This is a genomic window from Paraflavisolibacter caeni (assembly GCF_025628885.1).
Lineage (GTDB): Bacteria > Bacteroidota > Bacteroidia > Chitinophagales > Chitinophagaceae > Flavisolibacter > Flavisolibacter caeni.
Window position 1 is genome coordinate 23,980 of record NZ_JAOTIF010000016.1, and the last position, 19,763, is coordinate 43,742.

The following is a 19,763-nucleotide window of genomic DNA, read 5'->3' on the forward strand; positions in this document are numbered from 1 at the left end:
TATATGAATCAAGTATTCAAGAATGCTTTATCGAAAACAGTAAAACTTTTTTCGGCTTCATTTTTATCGATTGGTTTGGCTGCACCGGTCTTTGCCCAGGAGGCTGCAAAAGAAGAAGACTTCTTTAAAATTATCCGAGTAAATGCTCCCGAAGGAGTGATCCTGGAAGTGGGTGGACTGGCCGTTTTACCTAATGGTGACCTGGGCGTTTCTACCCGCAGGGGCGATATCTTTATTGTTGAAAACCCAACCACACAGCGTCCATATTTCCGCAAGTTTGCTTCAGGTTTGCACGAAGTGCTAGGCCTAGCCTACAAAAATGGCGCCTTGTATTGCGCACAAAGAGGCGAGCTGACCAAGCTGATTGACAGAAATATGGACGGCAAGGCCGACCGGCTGGAAACTGTTTATGCCTGGCCGCTTTCCGGCCATTATCATGAGTACAGTTTTGGCCCTAAATTGGCGCCTGATGGCACTTTCTTTGTTTCCGGCAACGTTGCTTTTGGAAATGAGGAATGGTATCGGGGCGAAAGCCGTGTGCCCTGGAGAGGCTGGATGATGAAGATCTCCGAAGACGGAAAAATGGAACCCTTTGCCACAGGTTTTCGCTCCCCTTGCGGCCTGGGCATGATCGACGGCGAATTGTTTTATGTGGACAATCAGGGCGACTGGATCGGCTCAGGGGGACTGGTGCATGTGAAAAAAGGTGCATTTATGGGCCACCCGGCCGGACTTCGATGGACCGGCATGCCGAATTCTCCACTTACATTAACCACCGAGCAATTATATGCCCATGTAAACCCGCGGCAGGTAAAAAATGACCAGGGCCGCTATATCAAGCCGGAGAATGTTGTCAATGAAAAGTTTGTAACATTAGCCGAGGTGAAAAAGGAAATCCCCGAGATCCAATTGCCCTCCGTTTGGCTGCCCCATGGTGTTCTTGGTATCTCCAACTCTGAAATTGTAAAAATTCCGGAAGGAGCCTTTGGACCCTTTGAAGGACAGCTTCTGATTGGCGACCAGGGACAGAGCAAGATCAGCCGTGTGTTTATGGAAAAAGTGAATGGCGAGTTTCAGGGCGCTGCCTGGGAGTTCCGCCAAGGTTTTCAATCGGGCGTATTGCGTATGGCCTGGGCAAAGGATGGCTCTTTGTTTGTAGGTGAAACCAACCGCGGATGGGGATCGGCCGGTGAAGAGAATCAGGGCCTTCAGCGTTTGGTATGGAATGGCCGTATTCCTTTTGAAATGAGAGCCGTTCGCGCCATGCCTGATGGCTTTGAAATTGAATTTACCAAGCCTGTAAATAAGAAGTCGGCCGAAGACATTGCTTCTTACTCAGTGGAAAGCTTTACCTATAAATACCATCCAGTGTATGGAAGTCCTACTGTGAACGCTCAAAAATGTAAGGTTAAAGGCGTAAAAGTTTCTGCCGATGGTATGAAAGCCAGGATCATTGTAGATGGTCTGCGCCAATACTATATTCATAACATTACCCTGGATGGCGTGCGTGATCTGGAGGATTCCTATTCACTGGTGCATCCTACAGCTTATTATACACTCAATAATGTTCCTGAGGGTCAGAAATTATCAATGAGTGAAGTAAGCACTAAAAATTCAGGCGGAACTGCAAAGAGCAATAGCGCATTTGCGGCCACAACTCTGGCTAAGGGTGGTACATCACTGAAAACACCTGATGATCCTAATGCAAAAGCAGACGCGAAAAAAACAACAGCAGCTACAGCAAAAGGTGTTGCTGATGTTAAACCCCTTTTGGCTAAATACACTTGTAATGCCTGCCATAATGCCGACAAGCGCCAGGTAGGACCTGCATTTAAAGATGTGGCTAAAAGAAATTACAGTATCGAAAAGATAGTTAGTCTTATTTATAATCCGCAGCCTCAGAATTGGCCTGGCTATGCCACAGAAATGCCGCCTATGCCACAGGTGCCCAAGGAAGATGCAAGGAAAATTGCAGCCTGGATCAAATCGTTGTCTGCAAGTAAGTAAGCTATTACATTCAAAAAGAAAAACTATGAATAAAGGATTATCTGTAATTATTGGTGTAACCAGTATTTTGTGTGCCTGCTCCTCTTCAAAAATGGGCACATCCGCCACACAGCTCAATACCTTAACCAAGCAGGAAAAAAAAGAAGGCTGGGAGCTGCTGTTAGATGGCAAAACAACCAATGGCTGGCATACCTACAACCGGGACACTGTAAGCAAAAACTGGAAAGTGGTGGATGGTGTTTTAATAATGGATCCTAAGGCCAAAACTTCGAGTGGAATGGAGGATCTGATCACCAACAATGAATATGAAAATTATGAACTTTCATTAGAATGGAGCATATCAGAGCAAGGCAATAGTGGGATTATCTTCAATGTAAAAGAGAGTCCTAAATTTGGCAACACATTTGTAACCGGCCCTGAAATGCAGATCCTCGATAACATCAAAGCCAGTGATAACAAACAGGAAAATCATCTTGCAGGATTGCTGTATGATATTCATGGAACTGCAGCCATGTCAAAACCCAAACCGGTTGGTGAATGGAACCTGGCAAGGATCATGCAAAAAAATGGTCATCTGACTTTTTATTTCAATGGTGTAAAAACACTTGATGTGCAGCAGGGAAGTGAAGAATGGAAGAATATGATAGCCAGAAGCAAATTCAAAACCTGGACAGACTTTGCTTCTGCAACTAAAGGAAAGATCGCTTTGCAGGATCATGGTTATGAAGTGGCTTTCAGAAATATCAAGATCAGAAAGATCTGATTTCCACTCAGTAAAAAAAACAAAAGCAGGTTATTGCGTTCAAAGGGCGTAATAACCTGCTTTTTTATTAATTCCTAAAAAGGGTTATTTAATGGTCTTTTTGGCGGAAATTAGAGTTTAAAAAGGTTCATCCTTTTTGCCTTGACTATGGCCGGGTTTACGGCTTTTTACTAAATTAATACTGCGGTAATGAGTAAAATATTCCATAGCCTCAAAAACACATTTATAGAAGGTGCCATATTCTTGTTACCCTTGCTCATCGTTTTTGTAGTGCTAACAAAAACAACTGAGGCTTTAAGAGGCCTTTCGACAAAAATCGCCAGTTTATTTGGATTGAAAAGCTTTATTGGCATTTCGGGCGGCACAATCATCAGTGCGCTCATCATTATTTGTATTTGCATGCTATGTGGCTTTTTTTCAAGGTATTCCTATTTTAAATCACTGTACGAATGGATGGATAACGGTCTACAAAAACATCTTCCCGGATACACCTTATACAGGGAAATGGCAATGGAGACGCTCGAAATCAGGGAGGAGGTTTTGCCTTTTGAAAATGCCGCATGGATAGAAAAGGACAATAGGTGGCAACCTGGATTTGTGGTTGATTCCTCAACTGATAACAAATGCATCGTTTTTGTTCCAACTGCTGGAAATGTAAAAGAAGGGGAAATATATCTTATTGAAAGCAATAAAGTTCATTCATTGCCGCATGCAGATCTAAAAGCTTTCCGGACGAGTATCAATAACCTGGGAAAGGGGCTTTTGAACTTTGAAGGAGGCGATCCTCTTCAAGCTACCAGTGAAGAGGATGATAGTATAAGACGTTGAAAAATTGAAGAAATTAAAATGATCTATATAATACAACTCATTTACATTAAAGAAGGGCAAGAGGAAGTGTTTCATCAATTTGAAGACATTGCTATACCAATCATTTCAAAGTATAACGGTCGGCTTTTATTGCGAATCAGACCCGACGAAAACTCCTTTATTGAGTATTGTATCGACAAGCCATACGAAATACACTTTGTTGAGTTTGGCATTGAGCAAGATTTTGAAGCCTTCAAACAAGACGAAGAGCGAAATAAATTTTTACATTTAAAAGACCAGTCCATAAAGACTTCAATATTAATCCAAGGAACAAAACTTTGACGAAACGAAAACGCGAGCAACCGTCTGGGATTTGGAAGAAATGGCCGTTATTCAAAGAAATTAAGAATATAAACAAAGGCGTCCAGATTTTGAGGTTTTAGAGCGGATGAGTACCTTTAAAGCGACAGACCCTTATACACATAGTGACGTTACCGGTAATTGTTCAAAAATGTATTTATTCCAGAGGATTTATCAATCAAGACATTTCGTTTTAATACCTATTATTTCCACTTTATTTATACAGTGTCAATCAAATTCCATCTCCTGCAAGGACATTAAAAACGGGAAGTTTCAATTTTACTCCAAACGGTCAGGTGAGCGCTACCTGGTGATCAGGCAAGACACCTTACAAAAGGAGCTGAATATAAATACCGGAGACACCTCCTATTGGAAAGTAAAATGGCTGAGTGACTGTACCTTTTCTGCCACTTATCTTTCAGGGGGCCCTGAAAAGACTGAAGAAGAGAAAGACTTTTTGACCCGACATCAAACGGTGGTGCAGATTTTAAAGATCACCCCGACGTATTACATCGTTGAGGGGAGCCTTGATTCCATCAACTCCGATATGAGCATTGTGGATACGATTTGGATTAAGGGGAAATAAGCTTTCTTTTTATTTTATTAGTCGCCTACATTTTTTTTCATGGCGGAAATTTGTTCACGGGTACCGAAAACGATCACTTTCATGCCATGAGATATGATGATAGTGTCCGGGGGGTTTATATTGAACCTGCCTTGTTCGTCTTTGATACCAATGCAGTTTACACCGGTTTTTTTCCAGTTCATGATTTCCTTCAATGACTTATCCCTGACGTGCGGTGGCAACTGATCATAATTCACGGCTTCTATATGGATGGCCTCCCCCTCCTCACCAGACAAGAAGTCAATGAATTCAATTACATCTGGCTTTGATACCAGGGTGGCCATATGTGTGCCGCCAATCATATCCGGCATGATCACATTGTTTGCACCAGCTTTATATAACTTGGCGGTGGCACCATGACTGGAAGCTCTCCCTATGATTTGCGCTTTAGGGTTCAAGGACCTTGCCGATAAGACAATAAATACATTATCAGCATCCTCAGGCAGGGTTACGAGTATCGCTTTTGCTCTTTCGACACCAGCCTGGACCAAGATCTCATCATCAGTTGCGTCTCCTACTAAGTAAACACATTTTGGGTCATGCAGCAGGTAATGGTCCAGCGTATTGTGATTTTTTTCAATTACCACGTAATCAATTTTGTGTGCTCTCAATGTTTTGGCAGCCTGCTGCCCATTTCTGCCAAAACCACAAATAATCACATGGTTTTTCTTTTGTTCCAAAGCCTGCATAAGACGTTTCGTTTTAAAATATTGAGACAGTTCGCCACTTACAACGTACTGCGTTAATTTGGCTAGTAAATAAGAGATCGTTGAAAAAGAAGCAATGATAAAAATTACATTAAATATCTTTCCCTGCTCAGATAAAGGCCTTATCTCATGATAGCCTATTGTAGTAATGGTAATCATTGCCATATACAATGCATCCAACAGGCTGAAACCTTCAATAATAATATAGCCGCAAACACCAAAAATGATAATAGCGAGGATCATCAGGAACCATCTCTTGAAGGGAGGCGTCTTTACAAGTTGTGGCATATCAATGGCTTGGAAGGCTATTAATGAATTGAAAACGGATATCAAATATCACCAGAAGTTTATAGGAAAGCAAAAAATTATGGAGTTTGCTTCCTATATTGTAACGAATGTAACTTACAACTTCTACCTACGAACACAATGGCAAGCGGTCAAGCATTTATCGAAAATCTGATCAATATCCTTGATATCATCTCAGAACAAAGAACAATATCAAAGGGTGAATTTCTTATCAGGGAGGGACAAATTGAAAAAAACCTTTATTATATCGAAACAGGTGCGGTCAGGGTTTTTCATTTGTCTGAGTTTGAAGAACAAACCATTCGCTTTGGATATGAAGGTTCATTTATCAATTCATTGTATTCATTTATCAAGGGCACGCCCTCAGAATTTTATATTGAAGCGCTTAGAAAATCGACATTAAGGGTTATTTCCAAAGGCCAGCTTTTAGATATCGTCAATGAAAGCAATGAACGCCTGAAACAATACAACTCCTTACTTGAAACTTTGGTGTGCCAGCAAATTGAAAGAGAAATCGACCTGCTCACTGTTTCACCTTCGGAAAGATTAAGGCGGGTTTTGGAAAGGAGTCCCAACCTGTTCCAGGAAATACCTTTGAAATACATTGCGTCTTACCTTAGAATGACACCGGAAACTTTGAGCAGGATCCGGAATTCTTGATCTCAATCAAGGAAGCTGTTATCTTTTGTTTTCAGCTTTGCATCAAACAAAATCAATTATGCAAATACAGACACACCTTCTCATTGAAGACCTCCTCAACAGAACAGAAAAGGCTACCAGGGCTGTCAAGAGATTTAAAGAATTGTCTATTGAGCAATTGAATTACAAGAAGAGTGCAACAGAGTGGAGTGTATTGGAGTGTATTGAGCACTTGAATCTATATGGTGACTTTTACCTAGTAGAAATCGAAAAGCAAATATTGGCTCATAAGAGCAAAGCACCATCAACTGTTTTTAAAAGCGGCTTGCTTGGTAATTATTTTGCCAACCTGATGCAGGTAAAAGATGGGAAGGTGAATAAAATGAAGTCGCCGAAAGATAAAAATCCTGTCAACTCGGTCTTGACGCCAACGACCTTAGACAGGTTCCTCAAGCAGCAGGAACGATTGAAGTCGTTGCTGATACAAGCACAGCATGTTGATCTTACGAAAACGAAAACAGCTATTTCGCTGACAGGGTTGGTCCAACTACGGCTTGGCGACACCTTCCGCTTTTTTGTTTATCACATTGAAAGGCATGTATTACAAGCGGAGAGAATCCATGCAGGCAGGACGAGCCCGCATTTATCAACATCAACTGTAGGGTAATACCCTAACTGGCTTCAGCCGGCTTATCAGCTTTCCCGTTTACCGTAAAGACATAGTTGCTGCTATCTGCTTTAATGCTGCATGCCACCTCTGCACCAATTGGTATTATGGCTAATTCATTGGAAGCTAATGTTGTACCGTCAATGGTGCGTATTCTTAGGAGCAATTAGGGTTTACTTAGGTGAAAGGAGTGGTGGGCATAGGTGGTGCCAGATATTAAACAACATCTTCATTTTTGAGCCAGAAGGTGCGCACAGCGTCCAATTGCTCAAAATCCAGTTCATCGTCTACTTCGGTTTTACTCCTGTCGTCCCTATAAGTAAACTGGCGGGATGGGCCATGTGCGGGCTCCAGGGTAAATTCGTAAGTTTCTGGTCCGGTATTGTGTACTATAACGTGCGTTCCGCTTTCCAAGGTAAACGCGATTGGATAATGCTTTACCATAAAATTGAATTTATATTCTAAGTTAGGAAGTAATAGGGCAATGTGCAATGGCGAGGTAGTGAATTGTGAAAATGGGTTGTAAGGTTGTAAATTCCGTAATACAATCAGTATTTTTGGCCATTAAGATAGTACCGTGGCTGATAGAATTTTATTGCTCCCTGATAATATTGCCAACCAGATAGCCGCCGGCGAGGTGATTCAAAGACCTGCCAGTGCGATCAAGGAATTGCTGGAAAATGCTGTTGATGCCGGCGCAACAGAGATCAAACTGATCATCAACGATGCCGGTAAGTCGTTGATACAGGTTATTGACAACGGCAGCGGCATGAGTGAGACTGATGCCCGTATGTGTTTTGAGCGGCATGCGACTTCCAAGATCAAAAATATTGACGATCTATTTCATGTCCGAACAATGGGTTTCCGTGGCGAGGCGTTGGCCTCCATTGCAGCTGTTGCCCAAGTGGAATTACGCACCAGAAAGGCGGATGCTGAAGTGGGCACTTATATAGAAATAGAAAACAGCGTGGTGACCAAGCAGGAACCAGTGGCGGCCCCAGTAGGCACTTCCATCGCCATGAAGAACCTGTTCTTCAATGTTCCGGCGAGGCGCAACTTTCTCAAAAGAAATGCAGCAGAAATGCGCCATATTATTGACGAATTCATGCGGGTTGCGCTGTCATTTCCCAACATCTTCTTTTCACTCACCAGTAATGGGCAGCAACTTTTTCACCTGGATGCAGGTACACTGAAGCACAGGGTGGTACAGCTGCTTGGCAATAATTACAATACTAAGCTGGTATCAGTGAAGGAGCATACGGATTACTTGAATATTTACGGGTTTGTGGGTAAACCAGAGACTGCCAAGAAGACACGTGGCGACCAGTACTTCTTTGTGAACAACCGTTTTATCAAGAGCGGTTACCTGAATCATGCTGTTATGAGCGCTTACCAGGAAATGATCGCTCCTGACAGCTTTCCCATGTATGTGCTTTTTATTGACCTGGACCCGACGCAGGTGGATGTGAATGTGCATCCTACCAAACAGGAAATCAAATTTGAAGACGAAAAGATCGTGTATGCATTTGTGCAAGCAGCGATCAAGCATGCATTGGCACAATTCAGCATCACGCCCACGCTGGACTTTGATTTAGATGCTTCTATCCAAGGCCTGGAGTCTGTTCAAAAGCCATTTACGGAAGAAGACAAGAGCAGTACCCAATCATCTTCTATTTTTCAAAGCTTTACACAGGCTAACCAGGCACATGCAATTGAACCAGGCAGAGGAGCAGAAAGCCTGGAAACTGGTCTTCAGAACTGGCGATCTGACTTAGGAACACTGGGAGCGGGGAGTGCAGCAAGGGAATTGGGAAGCGGGAATACAGGATTTGGAAGCTGGAGTGGAGGCCCAGGAAGTAGAGGAGGAAGCAGCTTTGGCGGTGGAAGTAATCTGGGTGGATTTCCCATGCAGGATTTTAAAAGTCCCAGCAATGAGCGTGTGGAACCGGTTGATGAACCGCCTTTTATCCACAGGCAAAGCAGCTTGAATTCAGAACTTCAATCATCAAATAATAAGATCCAGAATGCATTTCTGACGCAGTTGTTCTTTTCCTATATATTGCTGCCGTCAGAGAACGGTTTCCTATTGATTCACCAGCAGTCGGCGCACGAGCGGATCATTTATGAGCGGCTACAGCAGTCGATGCAGGGCAAACCTATTGCTACCCAACGCAGCCTGTTCCCATCCACTATAGAATTAACGCCGGGTGATGCCGTTTTGCTTACAGAGTTATTACCCAGTCTTCAACAAATGGGCTATACTATTGAGCCGTTTGGAAAGAATGCTTTTGTAATCCAGGGAGCGCCGGCAGATGTGGTGAATGGAAATGAAAAAGTGATCCTGGAGAAAATACTGGAGCAATACAAACATTTCAATACCGACCTGCGCCTATCGAAGCGAGAAATGCTGCTGCGGTCTGTAGCAGCCCAACAAGCCATTAAAGCAGGTGTGCCACTTAACGAAAGTGAAATGCAGCACCTTGTAGCAGAACTGTTTACATGTGGCCAGCCCAATACGACGCCATCAGGCCGGCCAACTTATATGGAGTTCAAAAAGGACCAGTTGGATAAGATGTTTGGGAGGTAAGTGAGTTTGAAGTTTGGAGTTTGAAGTTTGAAGTTTGGAGTTGCCGTGAATGTTGATTTCATCTTACTTCTACATTTATTTTATCGCTGTTGTGGGTGAACCAGCCTCCGTCGGAGCCGATGGCGAAACGGAGGAAATATTTACCTTTTGGTAGTTGCAACGGCAGGGTAAAAGCGTGTGCTTCTTTTTGAACCAGTTGTTGTAAGGTTATGTTCGCAGGAATATCTTTTAACAGGCTGTTCATTTCAAATACGCCCAGTTTTACAGGGAAGTCTATTTGAGGGTGTTGCTGCAAATAACTTTTGTAGTATGGGGGTACAGAAACTGTTGCCTTTATGTTCAACGGCTCGTTTTCACCGATGGTGTAGTTGCGTTCTTCTGCCTTTATCATGATCTTGGTAAAAGAATGAAAGCTGCTGTCATAGCTGTAATGAATGACACCCACAGAAGAAGGTATAGAATCCTGCATTGCCAAAGAATCATTTGCATCCCATATAAAAACCGGTTTGCCTAATAAAGAATCTTCCACCGGCCAGAAATTATAATTGTTGCGGCGCTTGTTGTATTCATTCAAGGAATAGGTGGGCTGCCCTGAGTAAAACCAATACTTAGATGCCTTCTGGTAGGAACTACTCAATACAATAGGCAGGCCGTTTGTTTTCTGCCGCAATACCTGGGGCCATTCCTTATACTGGTGAAAGCGGTCCCGAACTGCCTTGCCTGGCACCAGGTCAACCACCATCAAGAACCTTGCTGCCAGCACTATCACCAAAGTAATAGGTGCCAGGCGGAAAACCCATTGTCTTGCTTTGACATGTTTGAGTACATACTGGTGGCTTAATACAATAATGCCAATAATCGCCGGGGCGGTCCAGTTGGCTTCTACACGGCCGCGAAAACTACTCAGGAAGAAAAAGAAGAAGATGCCGATGGCAGTATATTTCAATGCTCTTTCTGTGTCATTTGCCGGGCGATACATAAAAGTGGCCGGCCAGAAGATGAGGCCAGCCAAAGGACCTGCAATCAACAGTTGTCCTGCGATATAATCGAGTGTAAAGGAAACTTTGTAAGGATTGACATTGCTTTCGAACAAGTGATAACGGAAGCTGATCCAGTCGTGCTGATATTGCCACCAAAGGTGCGGCACATAGAGTGCCAGTGCGATCAATCCGGCTGCGTACACTTGCCAGCGTTTCAACAGTTTCAGATTGGACAGCAGGGTGAAGAAAATAATCAGTACAGCATGGTATTTACTATATAGCAAACCTGCTACGACAATTGCCAGCAAGACTGTATTGGAAATTGTGGACTGCTGTACAAACTTTCTGTATGCCAGGAAGAAAAGTGCCGTAAAAAACATCAGGGGGATATCGGGTACAGCCATGAAGCCTGAAATCTGAAGAACTGCTGTGCAGAGACAGATTGCATAGAACAGGGCGGTATTTTTTTGCTCTATAAGAAGTTCGCACAGGTAAACGGTGAGTGTGCTGAGCACCACGATGAAGAAGCGCACACCCAGTTCACTGGCAAAAATGGCATAGCCCATTTTGATGATCAGAGCAGTCATGGGCGGATGGTCGAAGTAACCCCAGTCGAGAAATTTGGAGAACATCCAGTAATAAGCTTCATCGTCCTGCAGCTCTGTAAAGCCGGCTTGCAGCCAGTTGATCAAAATCCAGAGACCATAAAAAAGCAGGCGGTGATGTTTTGGTAATTGTTTCATGAAGAGGTGCTATTGAAATATTGTTAATGGGAGCCGGTTGCAAATTCGCGATCAATGATGTTGATGGCTGATTGGAGGCGTTCGGTGTAGGAGCCGGATACAATGGCCCATTTATAATGGCTGTTTACCAGCAGGTCTTTATACATTTTGAATAATTTCTTTCTAAACTCCAGGTCGGGATATTCACGCAGTTCGTCCTTCACCCAAGGCAGATCCACATTACAAAGCAGATGCAAATCGTACTGGCGGGTAGCAGCTTGTTTCAATATCCAAGTATGGCAATCGCCGAAGACCACTTCGCACCAGATCTTCATTACATTCATGTCGGTGTCGATGAAGAGAGGGCGTGGTGAATGGTGAATGGTGAATGGTGAATCATCAGAAATATTCTCATTGACCATGGAGGTGTATTTATCTTCCAAGGTAAGCTGGCTTTTGGCTATGAGCAGGAGGTCGTCGTATGTATAGGGCCGTTTGATCTGGAGCAGGAATTCACGGGCATACTCTGGACACCAGATCGTGTTGTAATGCGCGGCCAGTTGTGCACACAAGGTGCTTTTACCTGTGGACTCCGGTCCCAGGATGACGATTTTCCTTATGTTTTTCATGCGCCTTCCCATTCAAGTATTACTTTACTGCGCTGTTTCAGAGCCCGTTCTCTCCATTCCATTAAGCCGAAAACAGCCATTATGAAGAGTACGATGTAGAAGACGCTGGTAAATACGAAGCCTTTTACAAAGTATAAAGGCACAGATGCCATGTTGGTAGCAAGCCACCAGTACCAGCTTTCTACTTTCTTTTTAGCCATCAACCACATACCAGTATAAGCTGTGGCAGAAGCAAAAGCATCAGCAGCGGGAATTACTCCAGGGTAGAAGTAATTTTTCAGAAAAACCAGGGCAAAGAAAATGACAATATATAATACTGTACAAAAAGATAGTTGCTGTATCCATTCTTTTCTATCGGAGTACGTAATGTGTAATATGTGGTGGTGCTGTTTGTCTTTCCTGGCCCAAAGCACCCAGCCGTAAATACTCAAAACTGAATAATAGATATTCACGCTGGCTTCTCCTATCAAATGACCTTTGAAGCTGAGGTAAACATATATGATCGTACTTATAAGGCCTACAGGGTAAACGAGTATATTTTCTTTCTTAGAAAACCAAACTGAGGCGATACCGGCTATAACTGCTATGTACTCCAGTAAAGATGTTTGCTGCATGCCGGTGACAAACTGCTGCCAAAACTCTTGCAAAGACATGGTGTGAAGGTAGGACGCGAATGTGATAATTTGTAAATGATATCATTTGAAAATGAGTGATTTAGCAATTCCATAAAACGGGACAGTCAGTAAAAATGTGTCAATAGAGCGGCTGGTTCACTATTTATTAATTTGCAAATTGAAAAAATAGCTTGAACTTCTCACTTCAAACCCCAAACCAAATATTATGACTACTGAAACCACATTGACTACCCAACAGGTAGCCGACCATCTTGTAGAACTTTGCCGCGAAGGCAAGTTTGGAATTGCTCAAGACGAATTATATGCAGAGCATGCAGAAAGTATTGAGCCCGAGCATGCAGAAGGATTGCAATCCGTAAAAGGTATTGATGCCATTAGGAAGAAAGGCCAGCAGTTCCAGGAAATGGTAGAAGAAACGCACGACGTATCCATCACCAACCCGATTGTTGCCGGCAACTACATTAGTTTAGGATTGACCCTTGAAGCGACCTTTAAAGGCAGGGGCCGTTCAAAGATGGAAGAACTGGCTGTATATGAAGTAAAAGATGGAAAGATTGTAAAAGAGCAGTTTTTCTATTAAAAGACTGCAAGATTTATTTACTTATTCTATTAAATCACAAACCCTGTCAATGACAGGGTTTGTGATTTAATATTTATTGCCGCGGTCTTATTCAGCTTCGGCCACAACTTCCTTAACTTCAGGAATCATGCGTTTCATCATTCCTTCGATCCCAGCTTTCAAGGTGATCATACTTGACGGGCAACCAGAGCAGCTTCCCTGTAACATCAGGTTTACTACACCATCGTCATAGCTTTTAAACTGGATAGCGCCGCCATCCATTTCAACTGCCGGGCGTACATAGTTGTCCAGAAGTTCTTTGATACGTTTTACCACATCGGTGTCATCTGCATCTACGGCATTACTGCTTTCTGGCTTGATGGCAGCCACTTCATCTTCATTCACTACCGGCTTGCCTTCTTCCAGGTATTCTTTCAAGAACTGGCGGATGGCAGGAATTACATCATTCCAATCAGTTTCAGGCGTTTTTGTCAGCGTAACAAAGTTTGACGCAACAAACACCGCTTTAATAAAGGGGAATCCAAACAGTTCCAACGCCAAAGGCGAGGGTTTCGCACTTTCCACATCTGGGAAATCGATGCTTTTACCAGGATAGAGGAGTTTGTTGGCCACAAACTTCATTGTTTCCGGGTTGGGCGTCATTTCGGTGTATATGCTGATGATGGGATTTCCGGTTTTAATCATAATAACACAGTTTAAATAGCAAATTTACAAACTATTGTGCCAAGATTAAGGTTTCAAATTCGAAAGAAAGCTTAATATAGGCTGAGGCTATTTAAAAGTATACTTCACGGTAACCGTTGTATAGAGCATATTTTTACCATATTCGGATTGTTCAGGCTGGTCGGGTAGTTGTATAAGGTTTTGAGGGATCACGTAGGCAGGTGTAACCAAAACCTGGAACTTATCTTTTGAATAGATCAGAGGCAGGGAGGCTTCGTAGGAAAGAATATTGAATGCCTGGATTTGTTCGGTCACCTGCTGCTCACGCCTGTTTAACACGCCACCGGTTTTCTTTTTATAAGAGCGAGTAAAATTTTGAGTGCCGGCATTTACAAATAATGAAGGATTCAAGACCAAAACACTTTGGCCACGCTGCATGCGGAAAATATGATCCAATCCGGCGGTAGCGCCGAAGTCGATCTTATCACTAAATTTCATATCGCCACCCGCAGTGATATTTACTACTTTATTTAAAAAACTAAAGCTGGCACCAGTTTGTGCTTTCAATGCGGATTGCACCAATTGGCTGCTTTCCTTGTAAAAAGGTTTCATTGCATAGAGATGGGACAGCCATTTATTGGAACTGTATAGGTAGCCGATCGTTGCCACTGACCCGGCATATTCCAGCGCTGAAATTTGATTGTGCACAAAAACAGGGGCAGCATTGATATATACCTTTGGAGAGAACCAGAGTTCTGCCATCGGAAAGATCCCGCTGCTTGTCATGCTGTCCGTTCGGCCATAATAGTTTAACCCGCTGTTGTAGTTCAGGCTGATCTTGAAGGCCAGCCCTTTTTCTCTGGTACTGTCTTGAACATCACTTTCCTGGGCGTTAGCACTGGATATAAAAATGCAGGCTATTAATATAATAGAGAAAATATTTTTCATCATGTGGGGCTTTAAAAATACATCCCACCCGGTTAAGGAATGGGATGTTGCGTGTGTGATTAAGAGGGAACGGAGTGTTTTCGTAAGTTAATGACCTAAATTTTATTCTTTTTTGCCTGCCTTAGCGGAGGTCTTAGTTTTCAATTTTCCCTGGCCAGAAACACTGTTTTTGTCAGCCTGAACATTTACATCTGAAGAAGTTTCAGACTTAGCGCCAAAGACTGCAGAATTATCATTCGCATGCTCTTTTGCATTGTCTGAAGCGTGAACAGCCGCCTGAGATTTGCTGCGGGCCTCAGCTTTTACATCTGCCTCAGTTTTCTCCTTTTTTTCCTTTGTCTTTTCAACACGGGCTTTAGCTTTCTTCTCAGCTTTAGCTTTTACTTCTTTAGAAGTTTTTACGGTTGCATCTTTTTTAACAACAGCCTTATCTTTCACCTGGGTAGCACCGTCCTGAGTGTTTTCGATAGCATCTGAAGCATCTACTGTTACACCATCATTTGTTTGGGTAGTAGTTTCTGTTTTAGCACCGAAGACCGCAGAATTTTCATTCGCATGTGCCTTTGCGTTCTCCGAGGCATGAACAGAAGCCTGTGCATTTACTCTTGCATTGGTAGAAGGATTCACCTGAGCTGCTTTAGCTGCACTTGCCGAAGCTGCACCCGAGGCTTTCACAGAAGCTTTTGTTGCTGCCTGTGCGGCAGTGCGTGTGGCAGACTGTGCTGCGGAAGCATGTACAGATTTTGTTACAGCGGTCGTATTGGTAACGCCTAAATTCACTTGAGCAAATGTTGTTGCTGCGCCGAGGGTCGCTGCTACTACGAGCATCATTTTCTTACTTGATTTCATAATTCCGAATTTGTTGGTTTGTATTCTAAGAGCGGAAAAAAGATCAAGGGTTTAATGATGTGCTAATATTTTTTTGTACTGATAATGAGTATGTTATAAGAAAATCATACTTAGATTAAAGAACAGGCGAAAGGTTTAATTGAAGTAAAAGAAATAGAGGCAACTGCTGGGAAAGGTCAATTTCAAACAAGCATGCCAGATAGTTCAGCTGCTTTGTTTTCCATAATTGCTTTGATATTGTATAAGGTAGTTTCGGCAATCTGGTCCATGGCTTCTTTTGTAAAGAAGGCCTGGTGCGCTGTTACCAATACGTTTGGAAAACTCATTAAACGTTGGATCATATCATCTATAATAATATCGCTGGAGAGGTCGCGGAAGAACAAGCCCTCTTCCTGCTCGTATACATCAACGCCCAGATAGCCGATATGGCCAGACTTCAAAGCATCAATAACGTCCTTTGTGTGAATCAGTCCACCACGGCCAGTGTTGATGATCATGACACCTCGTTTTGTGAAGGCAAGTGTTTCTTTATTAACCAGGTGTCTTGTTTGTTCGTTTAAAGGTGTGTGCAATGAAATGATATCTGATTGTTGCAACAGTGTAATCAGGGGAACGTATTCAACACCTTCTCTCTCCATATCCTTATTGGCAATCAAATCGAATGCAAGGATGCGGCAGCCGAAACCTTTCATGATCCGACAAAGGGCCTGGCCAATTCTGCCCGTGCCTATAATACCAATGGTTTTATTATGCAAGTCAAATCCCATTAACCCCTGGAGGGAGAAATTCTGTTCGCGTACGCGGTTGTAGGCTTTGTGTGTTTTACGATTCAAGGTCAATATCATTGCGACAGTATGTTCGGCTACAGCTTCCGGAGAATAAGCAGGAACCCGGCATACACGCATCCCTAAATTATTTGCAGCCTGCAGGTCAACATTATTAAAGCCCGCACATCTTAGTGCCAACACTTTTACACCTTTAACAGCCAATGCCTTTATCACATCGGCTGTTACTTTATCATTGACGAAGACACAAACGGCTGTTGCATTTTGAACCAGACCAACTGTTTGAGCGTCCAAAGTGACATCAAAAAATTCCAGTTCAAACCCGTAGTGTTTGTTATGCTGTGTGAAAAATTCCTTATCGTAAGGTTGAGCAGAGAAAAAGGAAACTTTCATGGTGAATAGTGCAATTATTTCTGTATCATCAGTTTGGCGTAATTGAGCATGATCTTCTTTTCTCCGTTGACGTCGAACTTGATGGTAGCTACAGGGTTGTGGTTAGAACCTTCTAGTTTTACCACTTCGCCAAAACCAAACTTCTGGTGTTCAACGCGACTGCCTACCTGCAGTTCCGCAATGTCACTAGGTACAAAGTTGGATGAAGGCGTATGTGCCACCTCTTTAGGCTTGGCATTACTACTGGCCAAAGAGGAGACAAAAGTTTTTTCCGGCTTTGGCTCTGCCTTCCTGGCAAAGCTGCTTCCCGTGCTGCTACCTGCGCCTTTCATGCGTTCAAAGGCATTACTGTTGGCCCAACCTGAGGAGCTTTGATTTCTTGTTCCGCCACCTGCAAAGCTGCGATCCAGGTAATCCTGAGGGATTTCGTCAATAAAGCGACTTGGCTCGTTAGCGGTCAATGAACCGAACTTATAGCGGGTATTGGCATAGGTTAAATACAACCTTCCCTTGGCCCTGGTAATAGCCACGTAGAAGAGACGGCGTTCTTCTTCCAGTTCTTCCCTGGTGTTGATGCTTAAGCCGCTAGGAAACAGTCCTTCTTCCAAGCCACCTACGAATACCACCGGGTACTCCAATCCTTTAGCAGCGTGGATGGTCATTAGTTTAACAGTGTCTGCATTGGGATCTTTCTGGTCTGCATCGGTGAGCAGTGTAATTTGTTGCAGGTAAGTAGCCAGGCCTTTATCTCCCACTTCACCACTCTCTTCACTCATTGGCGTTTCGGTAAACTCCTTGATAGAGTTCAACAACTCCTGAACGTTCTCGTAGCGCTGAACGCCTTCGGTACTTTTATCGTTGAAAAGTTCCTTTACAAAAGATGTTTGTTTACCTACATGGAAAGCGATTTCGTAGGCATTTTTGGTATCCAGCATGCTCCGGAAACTGCGGATCATCGTTACAAATTCTTCGATTGACTGGAGCGTGCCGGCTTTATAGCCAAACCTTGCCGCATTTTCTAACACCTCCCACATAGAGATATTGTTCTCATTTGCAGCCAATACAGCCTTGTCAACAGAAGTTTTACCAATACCACGAACAGGATAGTTGATAATACGCTTCAGCGCTTCTTCATCCTTAGGATTTACGATCAGTCGCAGGTAAGCCACATAGTCTTTAATCTCCTTGCGCTGGTAGAACGAAAGGCCACCGAAGATGGTGTAAGCTATGTTCATGCGACGGAGGCTTTCCTCGTATGAACGGCTTTGGGCGTTGGTGCGGTACAGGATGGCGAAATCTTTATTCTTATAATGATTGCGCAGTTTTTGTTCCTGGATGGCATCGGCCACAAACTTTCCCTCCTCATTGTCGGACATGGTACGAATCAGGCGGATGTTATCACCCTGCTTGTTCTCGGTCCACAAATCTTTTGGAATCTGGCCTTTGTTGTTTTTGATCACTTCGTTGGCCACAGTCAGGATGTTGGGCGTACTGCGGTAGTTCTGTTCCAGTTTGATCACCTTCACATCATCATAGTCTTGCCTGAACTGGAGGATGTTTTGAATGGTAGCACCGCGGAAGGAGTAGATACTCTGGGCATCATCACCCACAACGCACACATTTTCGTGCACAGCACCGAGGAGTTTGATGATCTCGTACTGGGCAGGGTTGGTATCCTGGTACTCATCGATCATGATGTATTTGAACTTATGCTGGTATTTGTGCAGTGCTTCCGGGAAGTTTTTCAGCAGCTCGTACATTTTGATCAGCAGGTCGTCAAAGTCCATAGCGCCGTTTTTGAAACAGCGTTGGGCATAAGCGGCATAGATCTTAGCCATCATTGGACGATTGGCCCTCATATCTTCCTGCTGGATGTGGTAATCATTGTTATATTCTGCCGGGCCCACCAAGGCATTCTTGGCTCCTGAAATGCGGTTGTAAACGGCGTTGGGTTTATAGTGCTGTACGTCGAGGTTCAGCTCCTGCACAACGGTTTTAATCACGCTTTTGGCGTCGTCTGTATCATAAATCGTGAATGAATTTGGGTAACCCAGCCGGTGTGCCTCGCTGCGCATGATGCGGGCAAACACGGAGTGAAAGGTACCGATATAGAGGTTGCGGGCTTCCTTGCTGCCTAAAATGTGTTCGATCCGCTCTTTCATTTCGGCGGCAGCCTTGTTGGTAAAAGTCAGCGCGAGTATATTAAAGGCATCTACCCCTTTGGCCAAAAGGTGGGCGATACGGGTAGTCAATACTTTGGTTTTTCCGCTGCCGGCGCCCGCTACGATCATTAGCGGCCCTTCGGTAGTGGTTACGGCGTTACGTTGGTGGTCATTCAGTCCCTTCAAATAGTCTTGCATAGTCGGCAAAGGTACGGAGGGGAGCCCGGATTTTACGGATGAATTAAGCCTGCGGAGGCAGCAGAGTGTGACCCAGTTGCTGGTACAAGTCTAAAAAGTCAAAGTGGTTCCAGGCTTCAATTATTTTCCCATCTTTTACTCTTACCATGGAAATTCCTTTGAAATTCACGTCCTTTCCACTATCTGTATGGGTTGCATTTACCGTACAGCGGGCTGTTTCAATGTCTTCTTCACAAACAACATCATCCAAGGTGATGTGGATATTTGAAAACTGGGTGCGAAAGTCTTTGTAGAAAGATTTGAATCCTTCTACGCCTTTGGGGCTATTTTCATCCGTGATACCATGAGCGATTCCATTCGTATCAAACATTTCGTCAATTGCCTGTTCGCGTCCCTGATTCCAAACCTGTTCAAACCACCGATGACAGAGCGTAGTGTTCTTATTTGACATAACAAAAAAGATTAAGTGAAAAAAGAAGTGACCAACAAAGTGTGGGTTACGGAAAACCTATATTAAATATAGTAAAAAAAATAATTGTGTATGATCCTAAAACCTGGGTAATCTGTGTTCCGGCAGGCGTTAAGCTGTCATTTATTTTGCGGTAATAGTAGCATTAAAGGGAATTTGGGTTCAAATGAGCCCTGTTTCCTCCATTTTTAATACATAAAGAATATGTTATCAAATTTTCACAAATTCTCATTTGTCCATCTGCTGCCGATTACCAAATTTTGCAGTATGAAGACGAGCCAG

General features: G+C 43.4%; 21 protein-coding genes. 9 read left to right on the forward strand and 12 right to left on the reverse strand.

Features of this window, described 5'->3' with window-relative positions; all coding sequences use genetic code 11:
- The first annotated feature begins 3 nt into the window (after positions 1–3).
- From OCK74_RS17355 to OCK74_RS17375, 5 genes are all read left to right on the forward strand, one after another.
- Positions 4–2,007 (forward strand): c-type cytochrome, encoded by a 2,004-nt coding sequence (locus tag OCK74_RS17355; protein WP_279298333.1) that lies wholly within the window; start codon positions 4–6, stop codon positions 2,005–2,007.
- 25 nt (positions 2,008–2,032) lie between these two features.
- Positions 2,033–2,770 (forward strand): 3-keto-disaccharide hydrolase, encoded by a 738-nt coding sequence (locus tag OCK74_RS17360; RefSeq protein ID WP_279298334.1) that lies wholly within the window; start codon positions 2,033–2,035, stop codon positions 2,768–2,770.
- A 189-nt stretch (positions 2,771–2,959) separates the two neighbouring features.
- Positions 2,960–3,598, forward strand: coding sequence for a DUF502 domain-containing protein (locus OCK74_RS17365; protein ID WP_279298335.1), 639 nt, complete (start codon positions 2,960–2,962; stop codon positions 3,596–3,598).
- A gap of 18 nt (positions 3,599–3,616) precedes the next feature.
- Positions 3,617–3,919 carry a DUF1330 domain-containing protein gene (locus OCK74_RS17370; RefSeq protein ID WP_279298336.1) on the forward strand — a complete coding sequence of 101 codons (303 nt, stop codon included), beginning with the start codon at positions 3,617–3,619 and terminating at the stop codon, positions 3,917–3,919.
- Positions 3,920–4,088: 169 nt separating this feature from the next.
- Positions 4,089–4,523: a hypothetical protein gene (locus OCK74_RS17375; RefSeq protein WP_279298337.1), complete on the forward strand. Its 435-nt coding sequence runs from the start codon at positions 4,089–4,091 to the stop codon at positions 4,521–4,523.
- A gap of 17 nt (positions 4,524–4,540) precedes the next feature.
- Here the strand turns inward: OCK74_RS17375 and OCK74_RS17380 are convergent, their stop codons facing one another.
- Positions 4,541–5,557: a potassium channel family protein gene (locus OCK74_RS17380; RefSeq protein WP_279298338.1), complete on the reverse strand. Its 1,017-nt coding sequence runs from the start codon at positions 5,555–5,557 to the stop codon at positions 4,541–4,543.
- Positions 5,558–5,695: 138 nt separating this feature from the next.
- On the opposite strand from OCK74_RS17380, the gene OCK74_RS17385 reads away from it, so the two are divergent.
- Together OCK74_RS17385 and OCK74_RS17390 are read left to right on the forward strand one after the other, a co-directional pair.
- Positions 5,696–6,235 carry a Crp/Fnr family transcriptional regulator gene (locus tag OCK74_RS17385; RefSeq protein WP_279298339.1) on the forward strand — a complete coding sequence of 180 codons (540 nt, stop codon included), beginning with the start codon at positions 5,696–5,698 and terminating at the stop codon, positions 6,233–6,235.
- Positions 6,236–6,293: 58 nt separating this feature from the next.
- Positions 6,294–6,881, forward strand: a complete 588-nt coding sequence (locus OCK74_RS17390; protein ID WP_279298340.1) for a DinB family protein — start codon at positions 6,294–6,296, stop codon at positions 6,879–6,881.
- Between the two features lie 4 nt (positions 6,882–6,885).
- On the opposite strand, the gene OCK74_RS17395 is transcribed toward OCK74_RS17390, so the two are convergent.
- Complete coding sequence (locus OCK74_RS17395; RefSeq protein WP_279298341.1) at positions 6,886–7,047, reverse strand: hypothetical protein; 162 nt, start codon at positions 7,045–7,047, stop codon at positions 6,886–6,888.
- Between the two features lie 50 nt (positions 7,048–7,097).
- Complete coding sequence (locus tag OCK74_RS17400) at positions 7,098–7,325, reverse strand: hypothetical protein (RefSeq protein ID WP_279298342.1); 228 nt, start codon at positions 7,323–7,325, stop codon at positions 7,098–7,100.
- A gap of 133 nt (positions 7,326–7,458) precedes the next feature.
- On the opposite strand from OCK74_RS17400, the gene mutL reads away from it, so the two are divergent.
- Positions 7,459–9,468: a DNA mismatch repair endonuclease MutL gene (gene mutL, locus OCK74_RS17405; RefSeq protein ID WP_279298343.1), complete on the forward strand. Its 2,010-nt coding sequence runs from the start codon at positions 7,459–7,461 to the stop codon at positions 9,466–9,468.
- 58 nt (positions 9,469–9,526) lie between these two features.
- On the opposite strand, the gene OCK74_RS17410 is transcribed toward mutL, so the two are convergent.
- From OCK74_RS17410 to pnuC, 3 genes are read right to left on the reverse strand one after another with little or no spacing between them, the layout of a single operon-like run.
- Complete coding sequence (locus OCK74_RS17410) at positions 9,527–11,191, reverse strand: ArnT family glycosyltransferase (protein ID WP_279298344.1); 1,665 nt, start codon at positions 11,189–11,191, stop codon at positions 9,527–9,529.
- A gap of 23 nt (positions 11,192–11,214) precedes the next feature.
- Positions 11,215–11,799, reverse strand: coding sequence for an AAA family ATPase (locus tag OCK74_RS17415; protein WP_279298345.1), 585 nt, complete (start codon positions 11,797–11,799; stop codon positions 11,215–11,217).
- Positions 11,796–12,452, reverse strand: a complete 657-nt coding sequence (gene pnuC, locus OCK74_RS17420) for a nicotinamide riboside transporter PnuC (protein WP_279298346.1) — start codon at positions 12,450–12,452, stop codon at positions 11,796–11,798. Before pnuC ends, OCK74_RS17415 begins: the two co-directional genes overlap by 4 nt.
- A gap of 187 nt (positions 12,453–12,639) precedes the next feature.
- Between pnuC and OCK74_RS17425 the strand changes: the two genes are divergently transcribed.
- Entirely contained in the window at positions 12,640–13,014 is a 375-nt protein-coding gene (locus tag OCK74_RS17425; protein ID WP_279298347.1) for a SnoaL-like domain-containing protein, read from the forward strand.
- Between the two features lie 87 nt (positions 13,015–13,101).
- On the opposite strand, the gene OCK74_RS17430 is transcribed toward OCK74_RS17425, so the two are convergent.
- The 6 genes from OCK74_RS17430 to OCK74_RS17455 form a co-directional block, all read right to left on the reverse strand.
- Positions 13,102–13,698: a NifU family protein gene (locus OCK74_RS17430; protein ID WP_279298348.1), complete on the reverse strand. Its 597-nt coding sequence runs from the start codon at positions 13,696–13,698 to the stop codon at positions 13,102–13,104.
- Positions 13,699–13,785: 87 nt separating this feature from the next.
- Positions 13,786–14,628, reverse strand: coding sequence for a hypothetical protein (locus OCK74_RS17435; protein WP_279298349.1), 843 nt, complete (start codon positions 14,626–14,628; stop codon positions 13,786–13,788).
- Positions 14,629–14,727: 99 nt separating this feature from the next.
- On the reverse strand, positions 14,728–15,474 hold the full coding sequence (locus OCK74_RS17440; RefSeq protein ID WP_279298350.1) for a hypothetical protein: 747 nt from the start codon (positions 15,472–15,474) through the stop codon (positions 14,728–14,730).
- Between the two features lie 182 nt (positions 15,475–15,656).
- The gene (locus OCK74_RS17445) at positions 15,657–16,652 is read right to left on the reverse strand and encodes a 2-hydroxyacid dehydrogenase (protein ID WP_279298351.1); all 996 of its coding nucleotides are present in this window, start codon (positions 16,650–16,652) and stop codon (positions 15,657–15,659) included.
- Positions 16,653–16,666: 14 nt separating this feature from the next.
- Positions 16,667–19,012: an ATP-dependent helicase gene (locus OCK74_RS17450; protein WP_279298352.1), complete on the reverse strand. Its 2,346-nt coding sequence runs from the start codon at positions 19,010–19,012 to the stop codon at positions 16,667–16,669.
- 43 nt (positions 19,013–19,055) lie between these two features.
- Entirely contained in the window at positions 19,056–19,463 is a 408-nt protein-coding gene (locus OCK74_RS17455) for an ester cyclase (RefSeq protein ID WP_279298353.1), read from the reverse strand.
- Between the last annotated feature and the right edge of the window lie 300 nt (positions 19,464–19,763).